The sequence below is a fragment of the Streptomyces sp. JLBG701 genome, assembly GCF_058544905.1.
Genome location: NZ_CM178588.1, coordinates 6,452,387 through 6,466,276 on the forward strand (window position 1 = coordinate 6,452,387; position 13,890 = coordinate 6,466,276).

The following is a 13,890-nucleotide window of genomic DNA, read 5'->3' on the forward strand; positions in this document are numbered from 1 at the left end:
GGCCGTCAGTCCTCCTGAGTCTGAAGCGTGGTGGGTTCGTCGGCTTCGGCGAGCTCGGCCGCCAGCAAGGCGCGCTGTTCGCGCAGTTGCGGGGTCGGCTCGGCGTAGACGTGGTCGAAGAGCTCCAGCGGGTCGGGGACGGTTTCCGCGTTCATGCCCGCGCGCAGGTCGGCGGCCAGGGCCTCCGCCTCCTCCCGCACCGCCGCCACGTCCTCGTCGGTGAGCACGCCGCGGGCCCGCAGATGTGCCTCCAGCCGGCTGAGCGGGTCGGCGGCGCTCCACCGCTCGACCTCCTCGTCGTCCCGGTAGCGGGTGGCGTCGTCGGCGTTGGTGTGCGCGTCCATGCGGTAGGTGTGCGCCTCGACCAGGAAGGGGCCGTGCCCGGCGCGGGCGTGTTCGACGGCCGCGGTCAGCACCGCCAGCACGGCGACCAGGTCGTTGCCGTCGACCTGCTCGCAGCGCACCCCGTAGCCGATCCCCTTGTACGCGAGGGCGGGCGCCGCGGTCTGCCGGGCCAGCGGCACGGAGATCGCGTACTTGTTGTTCTGGACGAAGAAGACGACCGGCGCGCGGAAGACGGCCGCGAAGTTCAGCGCCTCGTGGAAGTCGCCCTCGCTGGTCGCGCCGTCCCCGACGAGGGCCATCGCCACGCCGTCCCCGCCCTTGCGGCGCAGTGACTCCGCCATGCCGGTGGCATGCAGCACCTGGGTGGCCAGCGGGGTGCACTGGGGAGCGACGCGGGTGGCGGCCGGGTCGTAGCCGCAGTGCCAGTCGCCGCGCAGCAGCGTCAGCACCTCGAGGGGGTCGATGCCGCGGGTGACCAGGGCCATGGAGTCCCGGTAGGTCGGGAAGAGCCAGTCGTCGGGGCGCAGCGCGAGCACGGCACCGATCTGGCAGGCCTCCTGGCCCCGGCTGGACGGGTAGACCGCGAGCCGTCCCTGCTTGGTGAGCGCGGTCGCCTGGGTGTCGAAGCGGCGGCCCAGGACCATCCGCCGGTAGGCATCGCGGAGGGTCTCGACCGGAGGCTCGGCGTATCCGGCCGGCGACTTCGCCACCGGAGTGCCGTCCTCGGCCACGAACCGCACCGGCGTGAGGGACGGCAGGAGGCCCTGGACCGCTTGTCGGAGGCTCTTCACGGACATGGAGGGCACTCACCTTCTCTGGACACTTGACAGGAGAATGGTCGCCATAACGCACTATGTGTTCAATACTTCGGATTAATCGGCGATGAACTGCCGAATCGAGTGCACGTGGAGGGCAATGTGTCCGAGGAAACCTCACCACCGGGGTCGGTGCCCGTACGAACTGCCGTTCCGCTCGACGACATCGACCGGCAGATCCTGGCCCGGCTGCTCAGGGACGGCCGGGTCTCGGTCCGGGCACTCGCGGAGGACGTGCACATCTCGCGCGCCAACGCGTACACGCGCATCGGCCGGCTGGTGGCCGAGGAGGTCATCACCGGCTTCACCGCGCAGCTCAATCCGCAGCGGGCGGGCCTCGGCACGAGCGCCTACGTGACGTTGACCATCGAGCAGAACGCCTGGCGTGACATCTCGCGCGAGCTGCGCGACATGCCGTACGTCGAGCATGTCGCCCTCGTCACGGGCGACTTCGACGTCCTGGTGCTGGTCCGTGCGCCGGACAACCTGGCGCTGCGCCGGGTCGTACTGGAAAGCATCCAGGCGGTGCCGGGGGTGCGTTCGACCCGCACCTGGCTGGTCTTCGACGAGGTGCGGGGCCGCGGGGCCGACTGGACCGCCTGACCGCCCACCGCCTGGACGGGGCCCGGGTCGCGCCCCTCAGACGTCGAGCAGTTCGGTGGCGGAGCCGACGTCCGCCATCGGGGCCGGGACCGCAGCCGGGACCACCGGGACCGCATGACGCCGGGACCGCACCACCCGGAACCGTCCCGTGACGAAGTGGGCGCCCGCTGCGGGAAGGTCCGCGCCGGCCGAGGAGGGGTCGGCGGGGAAGTCGTCCGCGAGGTTCTGCACCAGATGCACTCCGGCGTCCAGCGCCGCCGACTCGGCGACCGCCAGTACCAGCGGGTCGGTCGAGTGCACCGCTGCGTACAGTGCGCCGTGGCGGCCCACGGTGGAACGGAACAGCGCCAGGCTGTGCGAGGTCGAGTCGGTGCCCACCAGGAACGAGACCGGCCCCGGCCACTCCCGGGCGTAGATCCGCTCGTCCCGCGCCCCCAGCCGGACGAGCAGCGGGCTGCGCAGATCGGCGCCGGGACGGTCCGGATGGCGCAGCGGCCGGGACGCGGACAGCACCGCGCCGTACTGGGCGGCCTGCGCCAGTGCCGCCCGCACCTCGTCGCCGGTGATCGCGCCCAGCAGCCTCGTCACACGCGCCGGATGTCCGAGCAGCCGGTCCACGGCCTCGCCGAGGTCGGCGCCGAAATCCCTGAGGCTCTTGCGCCCCTCGTCGGTGACGATGCCCGTCTTCGGCACCAGGATGTTCTGCGGTGTGGTGCGGAGCGTGCCGCTGCACAGGCACAGGGAGTGGGCGAGGCCGCGCACCAGACCCCGATAGTCCTCGGTGGAGTCGACGATCACGGTGTTCAGGCCCGTCCGGTTGGCGAACACGGCGGCCTGGCGGGCGTGTTGCTCCAGCCAGTCGGCGAACCGCGCCGAGCCGGTGAAGTCGACGATGCGCACCGCCGGGTCCGTGGCCAGCCGCCGATGCAGCCGTTCCTCCGGTTCCGCCACAGCCAGGGTCACGATGTCCGGGGCATGACCGGCCTCCGCCAGCACCTGCCGTGCGACGCGCACGGTGATCGCCAGGGGCAGCACGGAACGCGGATGCGGGGCCACGATCACGGGGTTGCCGGTCACCAAGCTGGCGAACAGGCCCGGATACCCGTTCCAGAGCGGATAGTCGGGGCAGCCGATGAGCAGCGACACTCCGCGGGGCACCAGGGTGCAGGTGCCCCGCATCGCAAGTGGCCGGCTCCTGCGGCCGGTGCTCTCCCAGCACAGGTCCGCGGGCACGCGCGCCGACTCGGCGAAGGCATGGGCCACGACCTCCAGTGCGCGGTCCTGTGCGCGCGGCCCTGCGGCCAGGAACGCCGCCTGAGGAGGCTGGCCGGTGGTGTGGTGCACGGCGAGCGCCAGCTCATGGCTGCGGGTGTTCAGCCGGCGCAGGATCTCCACGGCCAGCCCGGCGCGCTGGTGCGGCCCGGCGGCGCGCCATCCGGCCGTCGCCCCCGCGGCCGCCCCGACCAGCGCCGCGGGGTCGCAGCGCGGGTAGCCGATGCCCATGCCTGTGCCTGTGCCATGGGTGCCTGTGCCGTAGGGGGAGGACTCGGTGGCCACCCGGCCGAGTTCTCCGGGCTGGTCGAGGTCGAAGGGCCGTCCGAGCAGGGAGCCGAAGATCTTCCCCGCCGTTCGCGTCGATCTCATGCCCGCGTCGGCGGCATCCTGTCCGGTCGCCTCCGTGAAGGGCCGACGGCATTCACCGGCCGCGAGGGCCCGTACGACTTCCTGGAGCAGCTCGCGATGCCGCTCATAGGGACTGGGGCGCATCGCCTTCAGCCTCTCCAGGTCGCCGCGAGCGCCAGCAGGGTGTCGTTCTCCTCCGGCAGACCGATCGTCACCCGGACGCCTTCGCCGAGGAACGGGCGGACCACGACTTTCCCGTCGAGGCAGTGCACGGCGAAGTCCCCGCTGCCGTCGCCGAGCGGCAGCCAGACGAAGTTGGCCTGGGAGTCCGGGACTTCGAAGCCGAGCGCGCGCAACCGCAGGGTGACGCGTTCCCGTTCGGCGACCGTGAGCGCCGCACGGCGGGCGACCTCCGCGCGCTCCCCGAGGGCGACGACGGCGGCCTCCTGGGCGAGGGCGCTGACGCTGAACGGCACTTGGGTCTTGCGTACATGGGCGGCGAGCTCCGGCGGCGCCACGCAGTAGCCGGCGCGCAGTCCCGCCAGGCCGTACGCCTTGGAGAAGGTCCGCAGCACCACCACGTTCGGCCGGTCGCCGAGCAGGCCGAGGGCGTCGGGGACCAGGGCCGGATCGGCGTACTCCCGGTAGGCCTCGTCGACGACGATCAGCACATCCTGCGGAACGCGGTCCGCGAAGTCGCGCAACGCCCGCTCGCCGACCGCGGTGGAGGTGGGGTTGTTTGGATTGCAGACGAAGACCAGCCGGGTCCGGCCGCTGATCGCCGCGGCCATGGCATCGAGGTCCAGCGCGTGGTCACGCAGCGGAACCCGCACCGCCGTACCTCCCGCCACCGCCGTGAGGATCGGGTACGCCTCGAAGGACCGCCAGCCGAAGACGACCTCGTCCCCGGGGCCGACGACCGAGTGCAGCAGCTGTCCGCAGACCTCGGAGGAGCCGGCGCCCACCGCGATCCGCTCCGGCTCGACACCGTGGTGCCCGGCTATGACCTGGACGAGTGAGGTGGCGCTCATGTCGGGGTACCGCGACACGCCCGCGGCCAGCTCCGTGAGCGTTGCGGCAACGCCGGGCAGCAGCCCGTAAGGCGATTCGTTGCTGGCCAGCACGACCGCACCGGGCAGCTTGCGGCCCGGGACGTAGGGGGGCAACTGCGCCAAGGACGAACGGACACGCACCATGCTCGACTCGCTTCTGAAGCGGTGAGGTCCCGAGGCCGTGCCTCGGGGCACTTGACAGGGAAAGAGTGAAGAGCGAACGACAAATGCTCAACGGTCTGGGGAATTAGGCGACGAATCGCCGGAATCTCCTCGGAAGCTCGGCAACCAGTCTCATGCCCGGCCCCTCCGGGTCCCCGCCACGAGACGGACGGCTCGGAGGCCGTCGGACACCGGCGGCTTCCGTTGGTCACAGGTCGGACACACGGGGCTCCCGGACCCCCGCTGCCGGCACGGTCCGCGATGACTGCTCCCCGCCCCTTCCGCGAGGTGCCCACGCCTCGCCCGCTCCGATCGAGGGAGACCATGTCCAGGACCCACGTCGCACACGGGTCGTCGACCTCACTGGCGGCGGCTCTCGCCCTGCTGACGGCCGGCTGTTCGGGAACGGCCGACGGCGCGGAGGCCGGTGGCTGCCGCGAGAACGGCGGCTGGTCGGTGAGGGAGCAGGCGCGGTGGCTGCGCCCCAGTGTGTCGTTCCCCGAGGCCACGGCCGACGGGAGAGCGGCCGATGAGGACGCGGCCGTCGTGATCCGCCCGCGCGACACGGACGACGGCGGGCCGCTGTGCGAACCGGTCACCGTACAGGTCGAGTTCTGGAAGGTCACCGCCACGACAACGGGGACGGACATGACGTCCATGCTGCGCTACCGGCTGGCCACCGACGGAACCGAGGACCGTGGCATCGGTCTCCCTCCCGGCCTTTCCGCCGGGGAACGCGGCGCCTGCACCGGCGTCCTCATGGCGGCGTACGCGGGTGCGCGTCTGACCGAGAACGAACTACCCGAGGACATCGGCCACCTGACTTCCGCCGCGACCACGGACATGGAGTTCGGCACCGACCGGATCGGCGGGTACAGGCTGCTCCCGCCGTCGGGTCCGGACCAGTGCGCCGCGGACCGGCAGCCCACGACAACCCCTCCCGCCACGCCGGCCGCGTGGCCCCCTTACCATCCGTGACCAGCGCGTACGTCGAGACTGCGGTCACCACGGCGCCCGCGAACCCCGATCCCTCCGGCACCGGGCGATCCGGGCGGGAGACGGACCAGTGAGTCACCAACGTCCCGGCTACGGCGAACACTCGGTCCACCGCGGCCTTCCGTTCCAGCGATCGTCACAACGCCCCGGCGCAGCGAAACGAACTTGATCTCGTCCGACAGGGTTCCGCATCACTACATGCGCAAAAGCGACCAGGGAATCATGCACGGCGGCGGCGCGGGCGGACGAGATGACGCCGACGCTGTCAACCGGGAGCTGTCCATCGCGCGCAAGGCGATCGGCTGGTGGCAGCGCCAGGGCTGGGTCAAAGGCGATCCGACGATCGGCATCGAGCGGCGGCCTGCACCGCCGGACCGCACCAAGGCCCTGGCCGAGAACCAGATCGCCGCCGTGTGGCGCCTGGACGTCGCCCTCCGGGAGAAGACGCAGTGGAAGATGCTCTACGAGTCCGCCGCACGGGCCGATGAGGTGCTGTGCCTGAACGTGGAAGACCTGTACCCGGCGGACAAGCTCGGCAGGATCACCGCCAAGGGCGGGGCGACCGAGTGGATTCACTGGCAGTCCGGCACCGCCCAGCTGCTGCCCCGCTTGATCCCGTCGCACCCGTGGCCCGCTGTTCCTCACCGACCGTAAGGCCCGGCCGGAACGCCAACGCTCGACGTGTGCCCGGAGACCGGCCGGGCCCGGCTCTCCTACCGCCGGGCCGAGGAGATCTTCGAGGAGAACACGCGGCTGCTGGCCAACCCGCTCGCCTCACCCGACGACGTCGAGGACCTGGACGGCTGGACACTCCACCGGCTTCGCCACATTGCCCTGACACACGACGCCGAAGGCGGAACCTCCACCCCGATGCTGCTGGCCCGCTCCCGGCACGCCTCCGTCCGCTCCCTGGAGCGATACGCCCGCCCCGGCGTCGACGCAGTCGCCCGGCACGTCGCGGAGCGCGACCCCGCCGCCCGTCGCCGGATGTGACACCCCTCGTTTGCGGCTGCTGACGATCCTGCTGGCTTATTCGGGGGTGGCTCGGTTCACGAGAACAGACAGCACTTCGACAGCGGTTCGAGAGGCACCAGGCCGGTCGGGACCGGACGGGAGGCACGAATAGCTGGGCTTCGTGCTCCTGTTGGTGTTCTCGACGTCCGGTCTCGGGGTCAGGGAGCCGGTCAACGCGTTGACGAGTTGGGCGAATTCGGTACGTTGCCGGTCGGTCAGTGTGGCGTAGAGCGGCGCCTGCAGCTCGTCGGTGAGCTGCTCGGCACGCTGCCATCGGGGGATCAGGGTTGTGGCAACGGGATGTGGCTCTTGCCAGCCGTAGCGGGTTGCCTGCTCGACGCCGAGGTTGATGACCATTGCCGCTCGGGCGCTCAGCCCGCACAGGCGCACCGCCGCCAGATGGCAGGCGCCACGGTGTTCCCGCAGTACGTGTATGCGCTGCATGGCCGCACCGACCGGGTCGTTGCCGGGGCAGGGCTGCGCGCGCCAACCGGCGAACATGGGCAGTGCGTCGGCGTCGGCGGCGTCGATCAGCTGTTGTGCCAAGCGGTTGAAGTGCTCGACGTCGGCGTCGGCGGGGATGTTGGCGTGCCCCCACGTCCGGACGGCCTGTGCGTAGCAGGCGGCGGCTTCCTCCGCCGGCATCACGGACCGTCCCACCAGCCAGCCCGCGGTGACCAGGTGGGGGCCGAGGAAGCCCTGTACCGCTTGGACCACCGGGACCGGTGCCTCGCCGAGCACCCCGAACCGTCCGCGGCAGTAGAAGCCGCGCCCTGGGGGAAACCCGGCACGCAGACCGACGGCAGCGGTCGCCTCGTCGGACATGAACTCGTCACCGAAATCGTGGATGGGCCGGGCAACCGCGGCGATGCAGTCGAAGATTTCCATGCGTTGAAGGTCGCTCACCACGACTCAACAGGTCAAGGGGATGATTTCTGACGAGAGCCTTTAGGTAATCTATCGAGTCATGCTGGATATCCGCCGTCTGCACATGCTCAAGACCGTCGCCGCCCGCGGTTCCATCGCCGCGGCCGCCCAGTCACTGGCGTTGTCCGCCGGTGCCGTGTCCCAGCAACTGTCCGCGCTGCGGCGCGACGTGGGAGTCGATCTGCTGCGCCCCGACGGGCGAACCGTGACACTGACGGAGGCGGGCCGGGTGCTCCTCGAACACGCCGACCGGATCCTCGCTGCCGTGCAGGAGGCAGAGAGCGCCGTCGCGGCGGTCAAGGGCACGGTCGGCGCCACCGCCACCCTCGCCGCGTTGCCGTCGACCGTCGCCCGGATCGTGGCCCCCGCGCTGACCGCGCTGGGATCGGACCACCCGCAGCTCACCGTGACCTGTCTTATCACCGACCAGGCGCAACTGCGGGAACTCACGCTCGGCGCCGTCGATGTGGTGCTGGGGCAGCGGTATCACCACCTGCCCGATACCGCACTCCGGGGCATCGAGGTCTCGCCGCTGCTCGACGATCCGCTGCTCGTCGTCACCGCGGCCGACCAGGCCGACGAGCGGCCTGTCGCCCTGCGGGAACTGGCCACGCACAGCCTCGTCGTGCCGCCGCCGACCACGGAGTGTGGGCAGGCCATTGTGCACGCCTGCCACCAGGCCGGCTTCACACCCATGACGCGCTACGTCACCGCCGACATTGCCGCCCAGGTCGCCCTCGCACGGACCGGCCTCGCCACCGCGCTCGTCCCCCGGACGGCCATCGACCCGGCCACACCCGGAATCCGCACGGCGCCCATCGAGGACCATCCGATCCTGCGCCTGCTGTTCGCCGCGACGCGTCACACGGAGACCGCGAACCCGACGACCACAGCCGTTGTCGCGGCGCTGCGCACGGCGGCGCGGGCGCACGTCCCGGCAGGTTAGGCCAGGTCGTCGAGCGGCCGGAGGAAGCGGCGCTCGTACCGCTTGATGCAGCGGGTACTGCGAGCCAGTTCGAACGCTTCCTGGCACTCCGGGTCGGACTTGCTGTCGGTGCGGTACTGCTCGTACGCGGCCAGGCTGGGAAAGGAGAAGAGGGCGTAGGCGATGTCGCTGTCGCCCTCACTCGCGGATGGAGATCGGGGTGGCGCCCGGGTAGTACGCCTTGTGGTCCTCGGGGCGGCTCGCGGTGGTCGCCGGCACCCAGCCCCGCCCGGCGTCGGCGGCTTCGTGGTCGCGCAGGCCGGTGCGGGCGGCGACGAGGTCGAAGACCTTGACCACCTGAATGCCGAGACTGCCCGCGAACCAGCGGCTGCCGCCGAGTGCGTTCTCGCCCGCGATCCGGCCCTGCTTGTGGGCGGTCGTCCCGAGCGGCAGCCAGGTCTTCCCGAGGAGGCGGTGGTGGGTGACGGCGCAGTCTCCGGCCGCGTACACGTCGGGCAGCGAGGTACGCATGTACTCGTCGACGTCGATCGCGCCCTTCACGCCGAGCCGGGCTCCCCCGGCGGCGGCGAGCGCGGTGTCGGGGCGCACTCCGACGACGACCAGGACGAGGTCCGCGCCGCGGGTGAACGTCCGGCCGTCCGGTCCGGTGGCCCATACGTATAGCAGGTCGCCCGAGGGATCGCGGGTGATCGCGGAGACCTGGGTGCCGGTGATCACCTCCACGCCGTGGGCGCCGAGCTCGGCGTGGACGAGTGCGCCTAGCTCGGGATCCACGGTCGGCAGGACCTCGGGCAGGGCCTCGAGCTGAGTGACGTGGATGCCGCGGGTGGTGAGGGCCTCGGCCATCTCCAGGCCGATGTAGCCGGCGCCGATGACGACGGCCGACGTCGGGCGGCGCGCGGCGAGGGTCTGCATGATTCCGAAGGTGTCGCCCATGCTGTGCACGAGGTGGACGCCGTCCTGGGGGCCGAGCGCGTCCGGTCCGCTCAGTCCCTCGATGGGCGGGCGGACGCTGACCGCGCCGGTGCCCACGATCAGCGCGTTGTACCGCAGTTCCTCGGTGCGCCCCTCGGCGCCGCGCACGGCCAGCCGCTTGCCGGGCACGTCGATGCCGGTGGCGAGGGTGTCGGTGCGCACATGCATACCGGTGGCCTTCAGGTCCGCCAGGGTGCGGTGGGCCAGATCGCTCCAGTGGCCTACCTCGCCGGAGACGTAGTACGGGATGCCGCAGATGGAGAAGTTCGGGTGGGCGTCGGCCACCACCACGGTGACCTCGCTGTCGGGATCCAGCTCGCGGGCGCGCAGGGCCGCACTGATGCCGGCGTCGCTGCCGCCGATGGCGACGATGCGTTTGCTGGCCACCGGGTACCTCCGTCGGAGATCGGTGAAAGGGAGCTCGGTGGCGGCGCTGTGGGCGCCACCACCGGCGTCGCGTGTCAGGCGAGGTGGTCGGCGAGTTCGCGTTCGAGGGCGGCCCTGGGCTTGGCGCCCACGATGCTCTGCACGACCTCGCCGCCCTGGTAGAGGTGCAGCGTCGGGATGGACATCACGCCGTACTGGGCGGCGATGGCCGGGTTCTCGTCGATCTCGATCTTGTCGCCGTGCTCGGCGGCGATCGCCTCCAGCGAGGGGGCGAGCTGGCGGCAGGGGCCGCACCAGGCGGCCCAGAAGTCGATCAGAACCGGCTTGTCGCTGGCCAGGACGTCCTGCGCGAAGGAGTCGTCGGTGACGTTCTTGAGAGCCATGTGGTTTCTCCGGGGCGTCAGGCGGCGGCTACGGCCGGTTCGCCCGCGGTGGTGTCGCTCAGGGCGGCGAGGTACCGCTCGGCGTCGAGGGCGGCGGCGCAGCCGGAGCCGGCTGCGGTGATCGCCTGGCGGTAGGTGTGGTCGACGACGTCGCCCGCGCCGAAGACGCCCGGGATGTTCGTGCGCGTTGACGGGGAGGCGGCCTTCAGGTAGCCCTCGGAGTCCAACTCCAGCTGGCCCGTGGAGAGTTCGGAGCGCGGGTCGTGGCCGATCGCGATGAACAGGCCGGTCGCGGCGAGGTCACGCGTCGCGCCGGTGCGGGTGTCGCGCAGGGTCAGGCCGGACAGCATGCCGTTGTTCTCGTGGAGTTCGGCGACCTCGCTGTCGAAGGCGAAGGAGATCTTGCCGTCGGCGAAGGCCCGGTTCTGCATCACCTGGGAGGCGCGCAGGGTCGAACGCCGGTGGACGATCGTCACCGACTTGGCGAAACGGGTGAGGAAAGTGGCTTCCTCCATCGCCGTGTCGCCGCCGCCGACCACCACGATGTCGCGGTCGCGGAAGAAGAAGCCGTCGCAGGTGGCGCACCAGGACACGCCCCGCCCGGACAGCTCGTCCTCCTTCGGGAGGCCGAGCTTGCGGTAGCCGGACCCGGTCGCGACGATCACGGTCTTCGCTCGGTGGACCGTCCCTGCGGTGTCCGTCACGGTCTTGACGTCGCCTGTCAGGTCAACGGCGACCACGTCGTCCTCGACGATCTCGGCGCCGAACCTCTCCGCCTGCGCCCGCATGTTCAGCATCAGGTCCGGGCCGTCGATGCCCTCGGGGAACCCGGGGAAGTTCTCCACCTCGGTCGTGGTCGTCAGCGAGCCGCCGACGAAGATCGCGCCGCCGAAGACGAGGGGCCTGAGCCCGGCGCGGGCCGTGTAGAGGGCGGCGGTGTAGCCCGCGGGGCCCGAGCCGATGATGATGACGTCGCGTATGTCCGCCGCGGTGCTCATGCCTGGGGCTCCGGTGCGATCTCCTTGATCAGGCCCTCGACCAGCACCTTGATCTCGTCCCGGATCGGGCGGACGGCCTCGACGCCCTGGCCCGCCGGGTCCTCCAGCTGCCAGTCCAGGTACCGCTTGCCGGGGAAGACGGGGCAGGTGTCGCCGCAGCCCATGGTGATGCAGACGTCCGACTCCTTCACCGCGTCGACGGTGAGCATCTTCGGGACCTCGGCGGAGATGTCGATGCCGACCTCGGCCATGGCTTCGACGGCGGCCGGGTTGACGCCTGCGCCCGGGTTGGAGCCGGCGGAGCGGACCTCGACACGGTCCCCGGCCAGGTGGGTCAGCCACGCGGCGGCCATCTGGGAACGGCCGGCGTTGTGGACGCAGACGAACAGCACGGAGGGCTTGTCGGACATCAGAGGTCTCTCTTGTCTCACGACGACATCAGGTACGAATGACTTCAGTACCCAGTGGTGTCAGCCACCACTGATGTGACAGTATCAGCCCATGATGACGTCAGTCGACACTGATCTGATCCGGGTTCTGGCCGACCCGCTCAGGCTCCAGATCGTGACCTTGCTCGCCAAAGAAACGCTGTGCACCACCCACCTCGTGGAGGAGACCGGTGCCAAGCAGACCAACCTCTCCAACCACATGAAGGTGCTGCGCGAAGCCGGGGTCGTCGAGACGGAGCCATGCGGCCGGTACATCTACTACCGGCTCAAGCCCGACGTCATCGCCTCACTCGCCCGTCAGTTCGCTGACCTGGCCGAGTCCGCTCGCACCGCTGCCGAGAACAAGAGGGCCTGCCCATGACCGCCGCCGAAGCCGCCCCGACCGCGGAGTCCGCGACAGCCGCTCCCGCTCCCGTCCCCGTCGCGCCCGCGCCGGGTGCCACTCCGCCGCGTACTCCCCTGGTCGCCCGGGCGGCCGCCGAACTCATAGGCACGGCGCTGCTGGTGGCGGTCGTGGTCGGCTCCGGCATCCAGGCCACCGAACTGACCAAGGACGTCGGCCTGCAGCTGCTGGCCAACTCCACGGCCACCGTCTTCGGCCTCGGCATCCTGATCCTCCTGCTCGGCCCGGTCTCCGGCGCGCACTTCAACCCGGTCGTCACGCTGGCCGAGTGGTGGACCGCCCGCCGCGGCGGCGCCGGGGTCACCCTGCGCGAGGTGGCCGTGTACCTGCCCGCGCAGATCGTGGGTGCGATCGCGGGTGCGATCCTCGCGGATGCGATGTTCGGCGAGCCGCTGGTGAAGTGGTCCACCCACGACCGCTCCGCTGGACACTTGCTCCTCGGTGAGATCGTCGCGACTGCGGGTCTGATCCTGCTGATCTTCGGCCTCGCCCGCGCCAACCGCCTGCAGTTCGCCCCCGTGGCAGTCGCCTCCTACATCGGCGCCGCCTACTGGTTCACCTCGTCGACGTCCTTCGCCAACCCGGCGGTGACGATCGGTCGCGCCTTCACCGACACCTTCGCGGGCATCGCGCCCGGCTCGCTCCTGGGCTTCATCGGCATGCAGGTCATCGGCGGCGTGGTCGGACTGGCCCTGGTGGCCCTTATCTTCATGCCCGGACGAGCGGCCGAATGAGCCACAGCACGCAGGTGGTGGTGATCGGCGGCGGCCAGGCCGGGCTGGCCGCCGGCTACCACTTGCGCCGCCTCGGCCTCGACTTCGTCATCCTCGACGCCCAGACTGCACCGGGCGGCGCCTGGCAGCACACCTGGGACTCACTGCACTTGTTCTCCCCGGACGCCTACTCCTCGCTGCCGGGACGCTTGATGCCGCCGCAGGTCGGCGAGACCTACCCCGATGCGTAGTATGTCGTGGACTACCTGGCCGACTACGAGAAGCGGTACGAGCTGCCCGTCGAGCGGCCCGTGCGCGCCCTGGGCGTCCACCGGGATGGCGGGCTCCTGCGGGTGGAGACCGACTCCGGCACGTGGCACGCCCGCGCGGTGATCAGCGCGACCGGCACCTGGTGGCGGCCGTTCCTCCCCGCGGTCCCTGGTCGCGCGGCCTTCGGGGGCCGTCAGCTGCACACGGTGAAGTACCGCAGCCCCGCCGACCTCGCAGGCCGACGAGTGATCGTGGTGGGCGGAGGCAACTCGGGCGCCCAGATCGCCGCCGACCTGGCGTACGACACGGACCTGACCTGGGTGACCCAGCGTCCGCCACGCTTCCTGGCCGACGACATCGACGGGCGCGCCCTGTTCGACGCGGCCACCGCCCGCCGCCGCGCCCTGGACCAGGGCCGCACGGACACGGGCGGCGTCGCCTCGCTCGGCGACATCGTCGCCGTCCCGCCCGTACGCGAGGCGCGAGACCGCGGCCTCCTGAAGGCGAGCCCGATGTTCTCGCGCCTCGTCCCCGGCGGCGTCGAGTGGGCCGACGGCACCCGCGCAGAGGCCGACACGATCATCTGGTGCACGGGCTTCCGGCCCGCCCTGGCCCACCTTGCCCCGCTCCAACTCCGCGGTCGACGCGGCCACATCGCCACCGAGGGCACCCGGGCGGTGGGCGAGCCGCGCCTGAACCTGCTCGGCTACGGCGACTGGACCGGCCCCGCCTCCGCCACCCTCATCGGCGTCGGGCGCCCCGCTCGCGAGGCAGCCCGCGAGATCAGCGCACTTGTTTCAAGCGGGGTGCGGTAACTGCGGCTTGGCGT

Annotated in this window: 15 protein-coding genes and 2 pseudogenes; 8 read left to right on the top strand and 9 right to left on the bottom strand. The window is 71.2% G+C overall.

Features of this window, described 5'->3' with window-relative positions:
• Positions 1–5: 5 nt before the first annotated feature.
• Positions 6–1,142: a pyruvate dehydrogenase (acetyl-transferring) E1 component subunit alpha gene (gene pdhA / locus AC5DRG_RS29860; RefSeq protein ID WP_491802545.1), complete on the bottom strand. Its 1,137-nt coding sequence runs from the start codon at positions 1,140–1,142 to the stop codon at positions 6–8.
• 120 nt (positions 1,143–1,262) lie between these two features.
• Here pdhA and AC5DRG_RS29865 point away from each other — a divergent pair, with 120 nt between their 5' ends.
• Positions 1,263–1,763, top strand: a complete 501-nt coding sequence (locus AC5DRG_RS29865; RefSeq protein WP_491802546.1) for an Lrp/AsnC family transcriptional regulator — start codon at positions 1,263–1,265, stop codon at positions 1,761–1,763.
• Between the two features lie 36 nt (positions 1,764–1,799).
• Here AC5DRG_RS29865 and AC5DRG_RS29870 read toward each other — a convergent pair whose 3' ends face one another.
• Together AC5DRG_RS29870 and hisC are read right to left on the bottom strand one after the other, a co-directional pair.
• Positions 1,800–3,530 (bottom strand): aldehyde dehydrogenase family protein, encoded by a 1,731-nt coding sequence (locus AC5DRG_RS29870; protein ID WP_491802547.1) that lies wholly within the window; start codon positions 3,528–3,530, stop codon positions 1,800–1,802.
• A 5-nt stretch (positions 3,531–3,535) separates the two neighbouring features.
• Positions 3,536–4,582 carry a histidinol-phosphate transaminase gene (gene hisC / locus AC5DRG_RS29875; protein ID WP_491802548.1) on the bottom strand — a complete coding sequence of 349 codons (1,047 nt, stop codon included), beginning with the start codon at positions 4,580–4,582 and terminating at the stop codon, positions 3,536–3,538.
• Between the two features lie 342 nt (positions 4,583–4,924).
• Between hisC and AC5DRG_RS29880 the strand changes: the two genes are divergently transcribed.
• From AC5DRG_RS29880 to AC5DRG_RS29890, 3 genes are all read left to right on the top strand, one after another.
• On the top strand, positions 4,925–5,578 hold the full coding sequence (locus AC5DRG_RS29880) for a hypothetical protein (RefSeq protein WP_491802549.1): 654 nt from the start codon (positions 4,925–4,927) through the stop codon (positions 5,576–5,578).
• A gap of 216 nt (positions 5,579–5,794) precedes the next feature.
• On the top strand, positions 5,795–6,250 hold the full coding sequence (locus AC5DRG_RS29885; RefSeq protein WP_491802550.1) for a hypothetical protein: 456 nt from the start codon (positions 5,795–5,797) through the stop codon (positions 6,248–6,250).
• A gap of 27 nt (positions 6,251–6,277) precedes the next feature.
• A complete protein-coding gene (locus tag AC5DRG_RS29890) occupies positions 6,278–6,589 on the top strand; it encodes a site-specific integrase (protein ID WP_491802551.1) in 312 nt (103 codons plus the stop codon).
• 36 nt (positions 6,590–6,625) lie between these two features.
• On the opposite strand, the gene AC5DRG_RS29895 is transcribed toward AC5DRG_RS29890, so the two are convergent.
• Positions 6,626–7,498 (bottom strand): helix-turn-helix domain-containing protein, encoded by an 873-nt coding sequence (locus tag AC5DRG_RS29895; protein WP_491802552.1) that lies wholly within the window; start codon positions 7,496–7,498, stop codon positions 6,626–6,628.
• 79 nt (positions 7,499–7,577) lie between these two features.
• Between AC5DRG_RS29895 and AC5DRG_RS29900 the strand changes: the two genes are divergently transcribed.
• Positions 7,578–8,483, top strand: a complete 906-nt coding sequence (locus tag AC5DRG_RS29900) for a LysR substrate-binding domain-containing protein (RefSeq protein ID WP_491802553.1) — start codon at positions 7,578–7,580, stop codon at positions 8,481–8,483.
• On the opposite strand, the pseudogene AC5DRG_RS29905 reads toward AC5DRG_RS29900, so the two are convergent.
• The 5 genes and pseudogenes from AC5DRG_RS29905 to AC5DRG_RS29925 all read right to left on the bottom strand — a co-directional run.
• Positions 8,480–8,665 (bottom strand): annotated as a pseudogene (locus AC5DRG_RS29905) (NIPSNAP family protein); the annotation flags it as partial. The gene AC5DRG_RS29900 and the pseudogene AC5DRG_RS29905 sit on opposite strands and share 4 nt — an antisense overlap.
• On the bottom strand, positions 8,661–9,845 hold the full coding sequence (locus tag AC5DRG_RS29910; RefSeq protein WP_491802554.1) for an NAD(P)/FAD-dependent oxidoreductase: 1,185 nt from the start codon (positions 9,843–9,845) through the stop codon (positions 8,661–8,663). The gene AC5DRG_RS29910 and the pseudogene AC5DRG_RS29905, both read right to left, overlap by 5 nt.
• Positions 9,846–9,919: 74 nt before the next feature.
• Positions 9,920–10,228, bottom strand: coding sequence for a thioredoxin (gene trxA / locus AC5DRG_RS29915; RefSeq protein WP_491802555.1), 309 nt, complete (start codon positions 10,226–10,228; stop codon positions 9,920–9,922).
• Positions 10,229–10,245: 17 nt separating this feature from the next.
• On the bottom strand, positions 10,246–11,226 hold the full coding sequence (gene trxB, locus AC5DRG_RS29920) for a thioredoxin-disulfide reductase (protein ID WP_491802556.1): 981 nt from the start codon (positions 11,224–11,226) through the stop codon (positions 10,246–10,248).
• Entirely contained in the window at positions 11,223–11,636 is a 414-nt protein-coding gene (locus AC5DRG_RS29925; RefSeq protein ID WP_060905627.1) for an arsenate reductase ArsC, read from the bottom strand. The genes trxB and AC5DRG_RS29925 overlap by 4 nt, the downstream gene beginning before the upstream one ends.
• Before the next feature lie 91 nt (positions 11,637–11,727).
• On the opposite strand from AC5DRG_RS29925, the gene AC5DRG_RS29930 reads away from it, so the two are divergent.
• The 3 genes and pseudogenes from AC5DRG_RS29930 (at position 11,728) to AC5DRG_RS29940 (ending at position 13,876) form a co-directional block, all read left to right on the top strand.
• Positions 11,728–12,036, top strand: coding sequence for an ArsR/SmtB family transcription factor (locus tag AC5DRG_RS29930; RefSeq protein WP_491802557.1), 309 nt, complete (start codon positions 11,728–11,730; stop codon positions 12,034–12,036).
• Complete coding sequence (locus AC5DRG_RS29935) at positions 12,033–12,812, top strand: aquaporin (protein WP_491802558.1); 780 nt, start codon at positions 12,033–12,035, stop codon at positions 12,810–12,812. Before AC5DRG_RS29930 ends, AC5DRG_RS29935 begins: the two co-directional genes overlap by 4 nt.
• A pseudogene (locus tag AC5DRG_RS29940) lies at positions 12,809–13,876 on the top strand (ArsO family NAD(P)H-dependent flavin-containing monooxygenase). The gene AC5DRG_RS29935 and the pseudogene AC5DRG_RS29940 overlap by 4 nt, the downstream one beginning before the upstream one ends.
• Positions 13,877–13,890 lie beyond the last annotated feature (14 nt).

Bases quoted from the DNA above. Each gene is read 5' to 3' on its own strand.
- pdhA (WP_491802545.1), bottom strand. From the start codon at position 1,142: ATGTCCGTGAAGAGCCTCCGACAAGCGGTCCAGGGCCTCCTGCCGTCC.
- AC5DRG_RS29870 (WP_491802547.1), bottom strand. From the start codon at position 3,530: ATGCGCCCCAGTCCCTATGAGCGGCATCGCGAGCTGCTCCAGGAAGTC.
- hisC (WP_491802548.1), bottom strand. From the start codon at position 4,582: ATGGTGCGTGTCCGTTCGTCCTTGGCGCAGTTGCCCCCCTACGTCCCG.
- AC5DRG_RS29880 (WP_491802549.1), top strand. From the start codon at position 4,925: ATGTCCAGGACCCACGTCGCACACGGGTCGTCGACCTCACTGGCGGCG.
- AC5DRG_RS29885 (WP_491802550.1), top strand. From the start codon at position 5,795: ATGCGCAAAAGCGACCAGGGAATCATGCACGGCGGCGGCGCGGGCGGA.
- AC5DRG_RS29895 (WP_491802552.1), bottom strand. From the start codon at position 7,498: ATGGAAATCTTCGACTGCATCGCCGCGGTTGCCCGGCCCATCCACGAT.
- AC5DRG_RS29900 (WP_491802553.1), top strand. From the start codon at position 7,578: ATGCTGGATATCCGCCGTCTGCACATGCTCAAGACCGTCGCCGCCCGC.
- trxA (WP_491802555.1), bottom strand. From the start codon at position 10,228: ATGGCTCTCAAGAACGTCACCGACGACTCCTTCGCGCAGGACGTCCTG.
- trxB (WP_491802556.1), bottom strand. From the start codon at position 11,226: ATGAGCACCGCGGCGGACATACGCGACGTCATCATCATCGGCTCGGGC.
- AC5DRG_RS29925 (WP_060905627.1), bottom strand. From the start codon at position 11,636: ATGTCCGACAAGCCCTCCGTGCTGTTCGTCTGCGTCCACAACGCCGGC.
- AC5DRG_RS29930 (WP_491802557.1), top strand. From the start codon at position 11,728: ATGATGACGTCAGTCGACACTGATCTGATCCGGGTTCTGGCCGACCCG.
- AC5DRG_RS29935 (WP_491802558.1), top strand. From the start codon at position 12,033: ATGACCGCCGCCGAAGCCGCCCCGACCGCGGAGTCCGCGACAGCCGCT.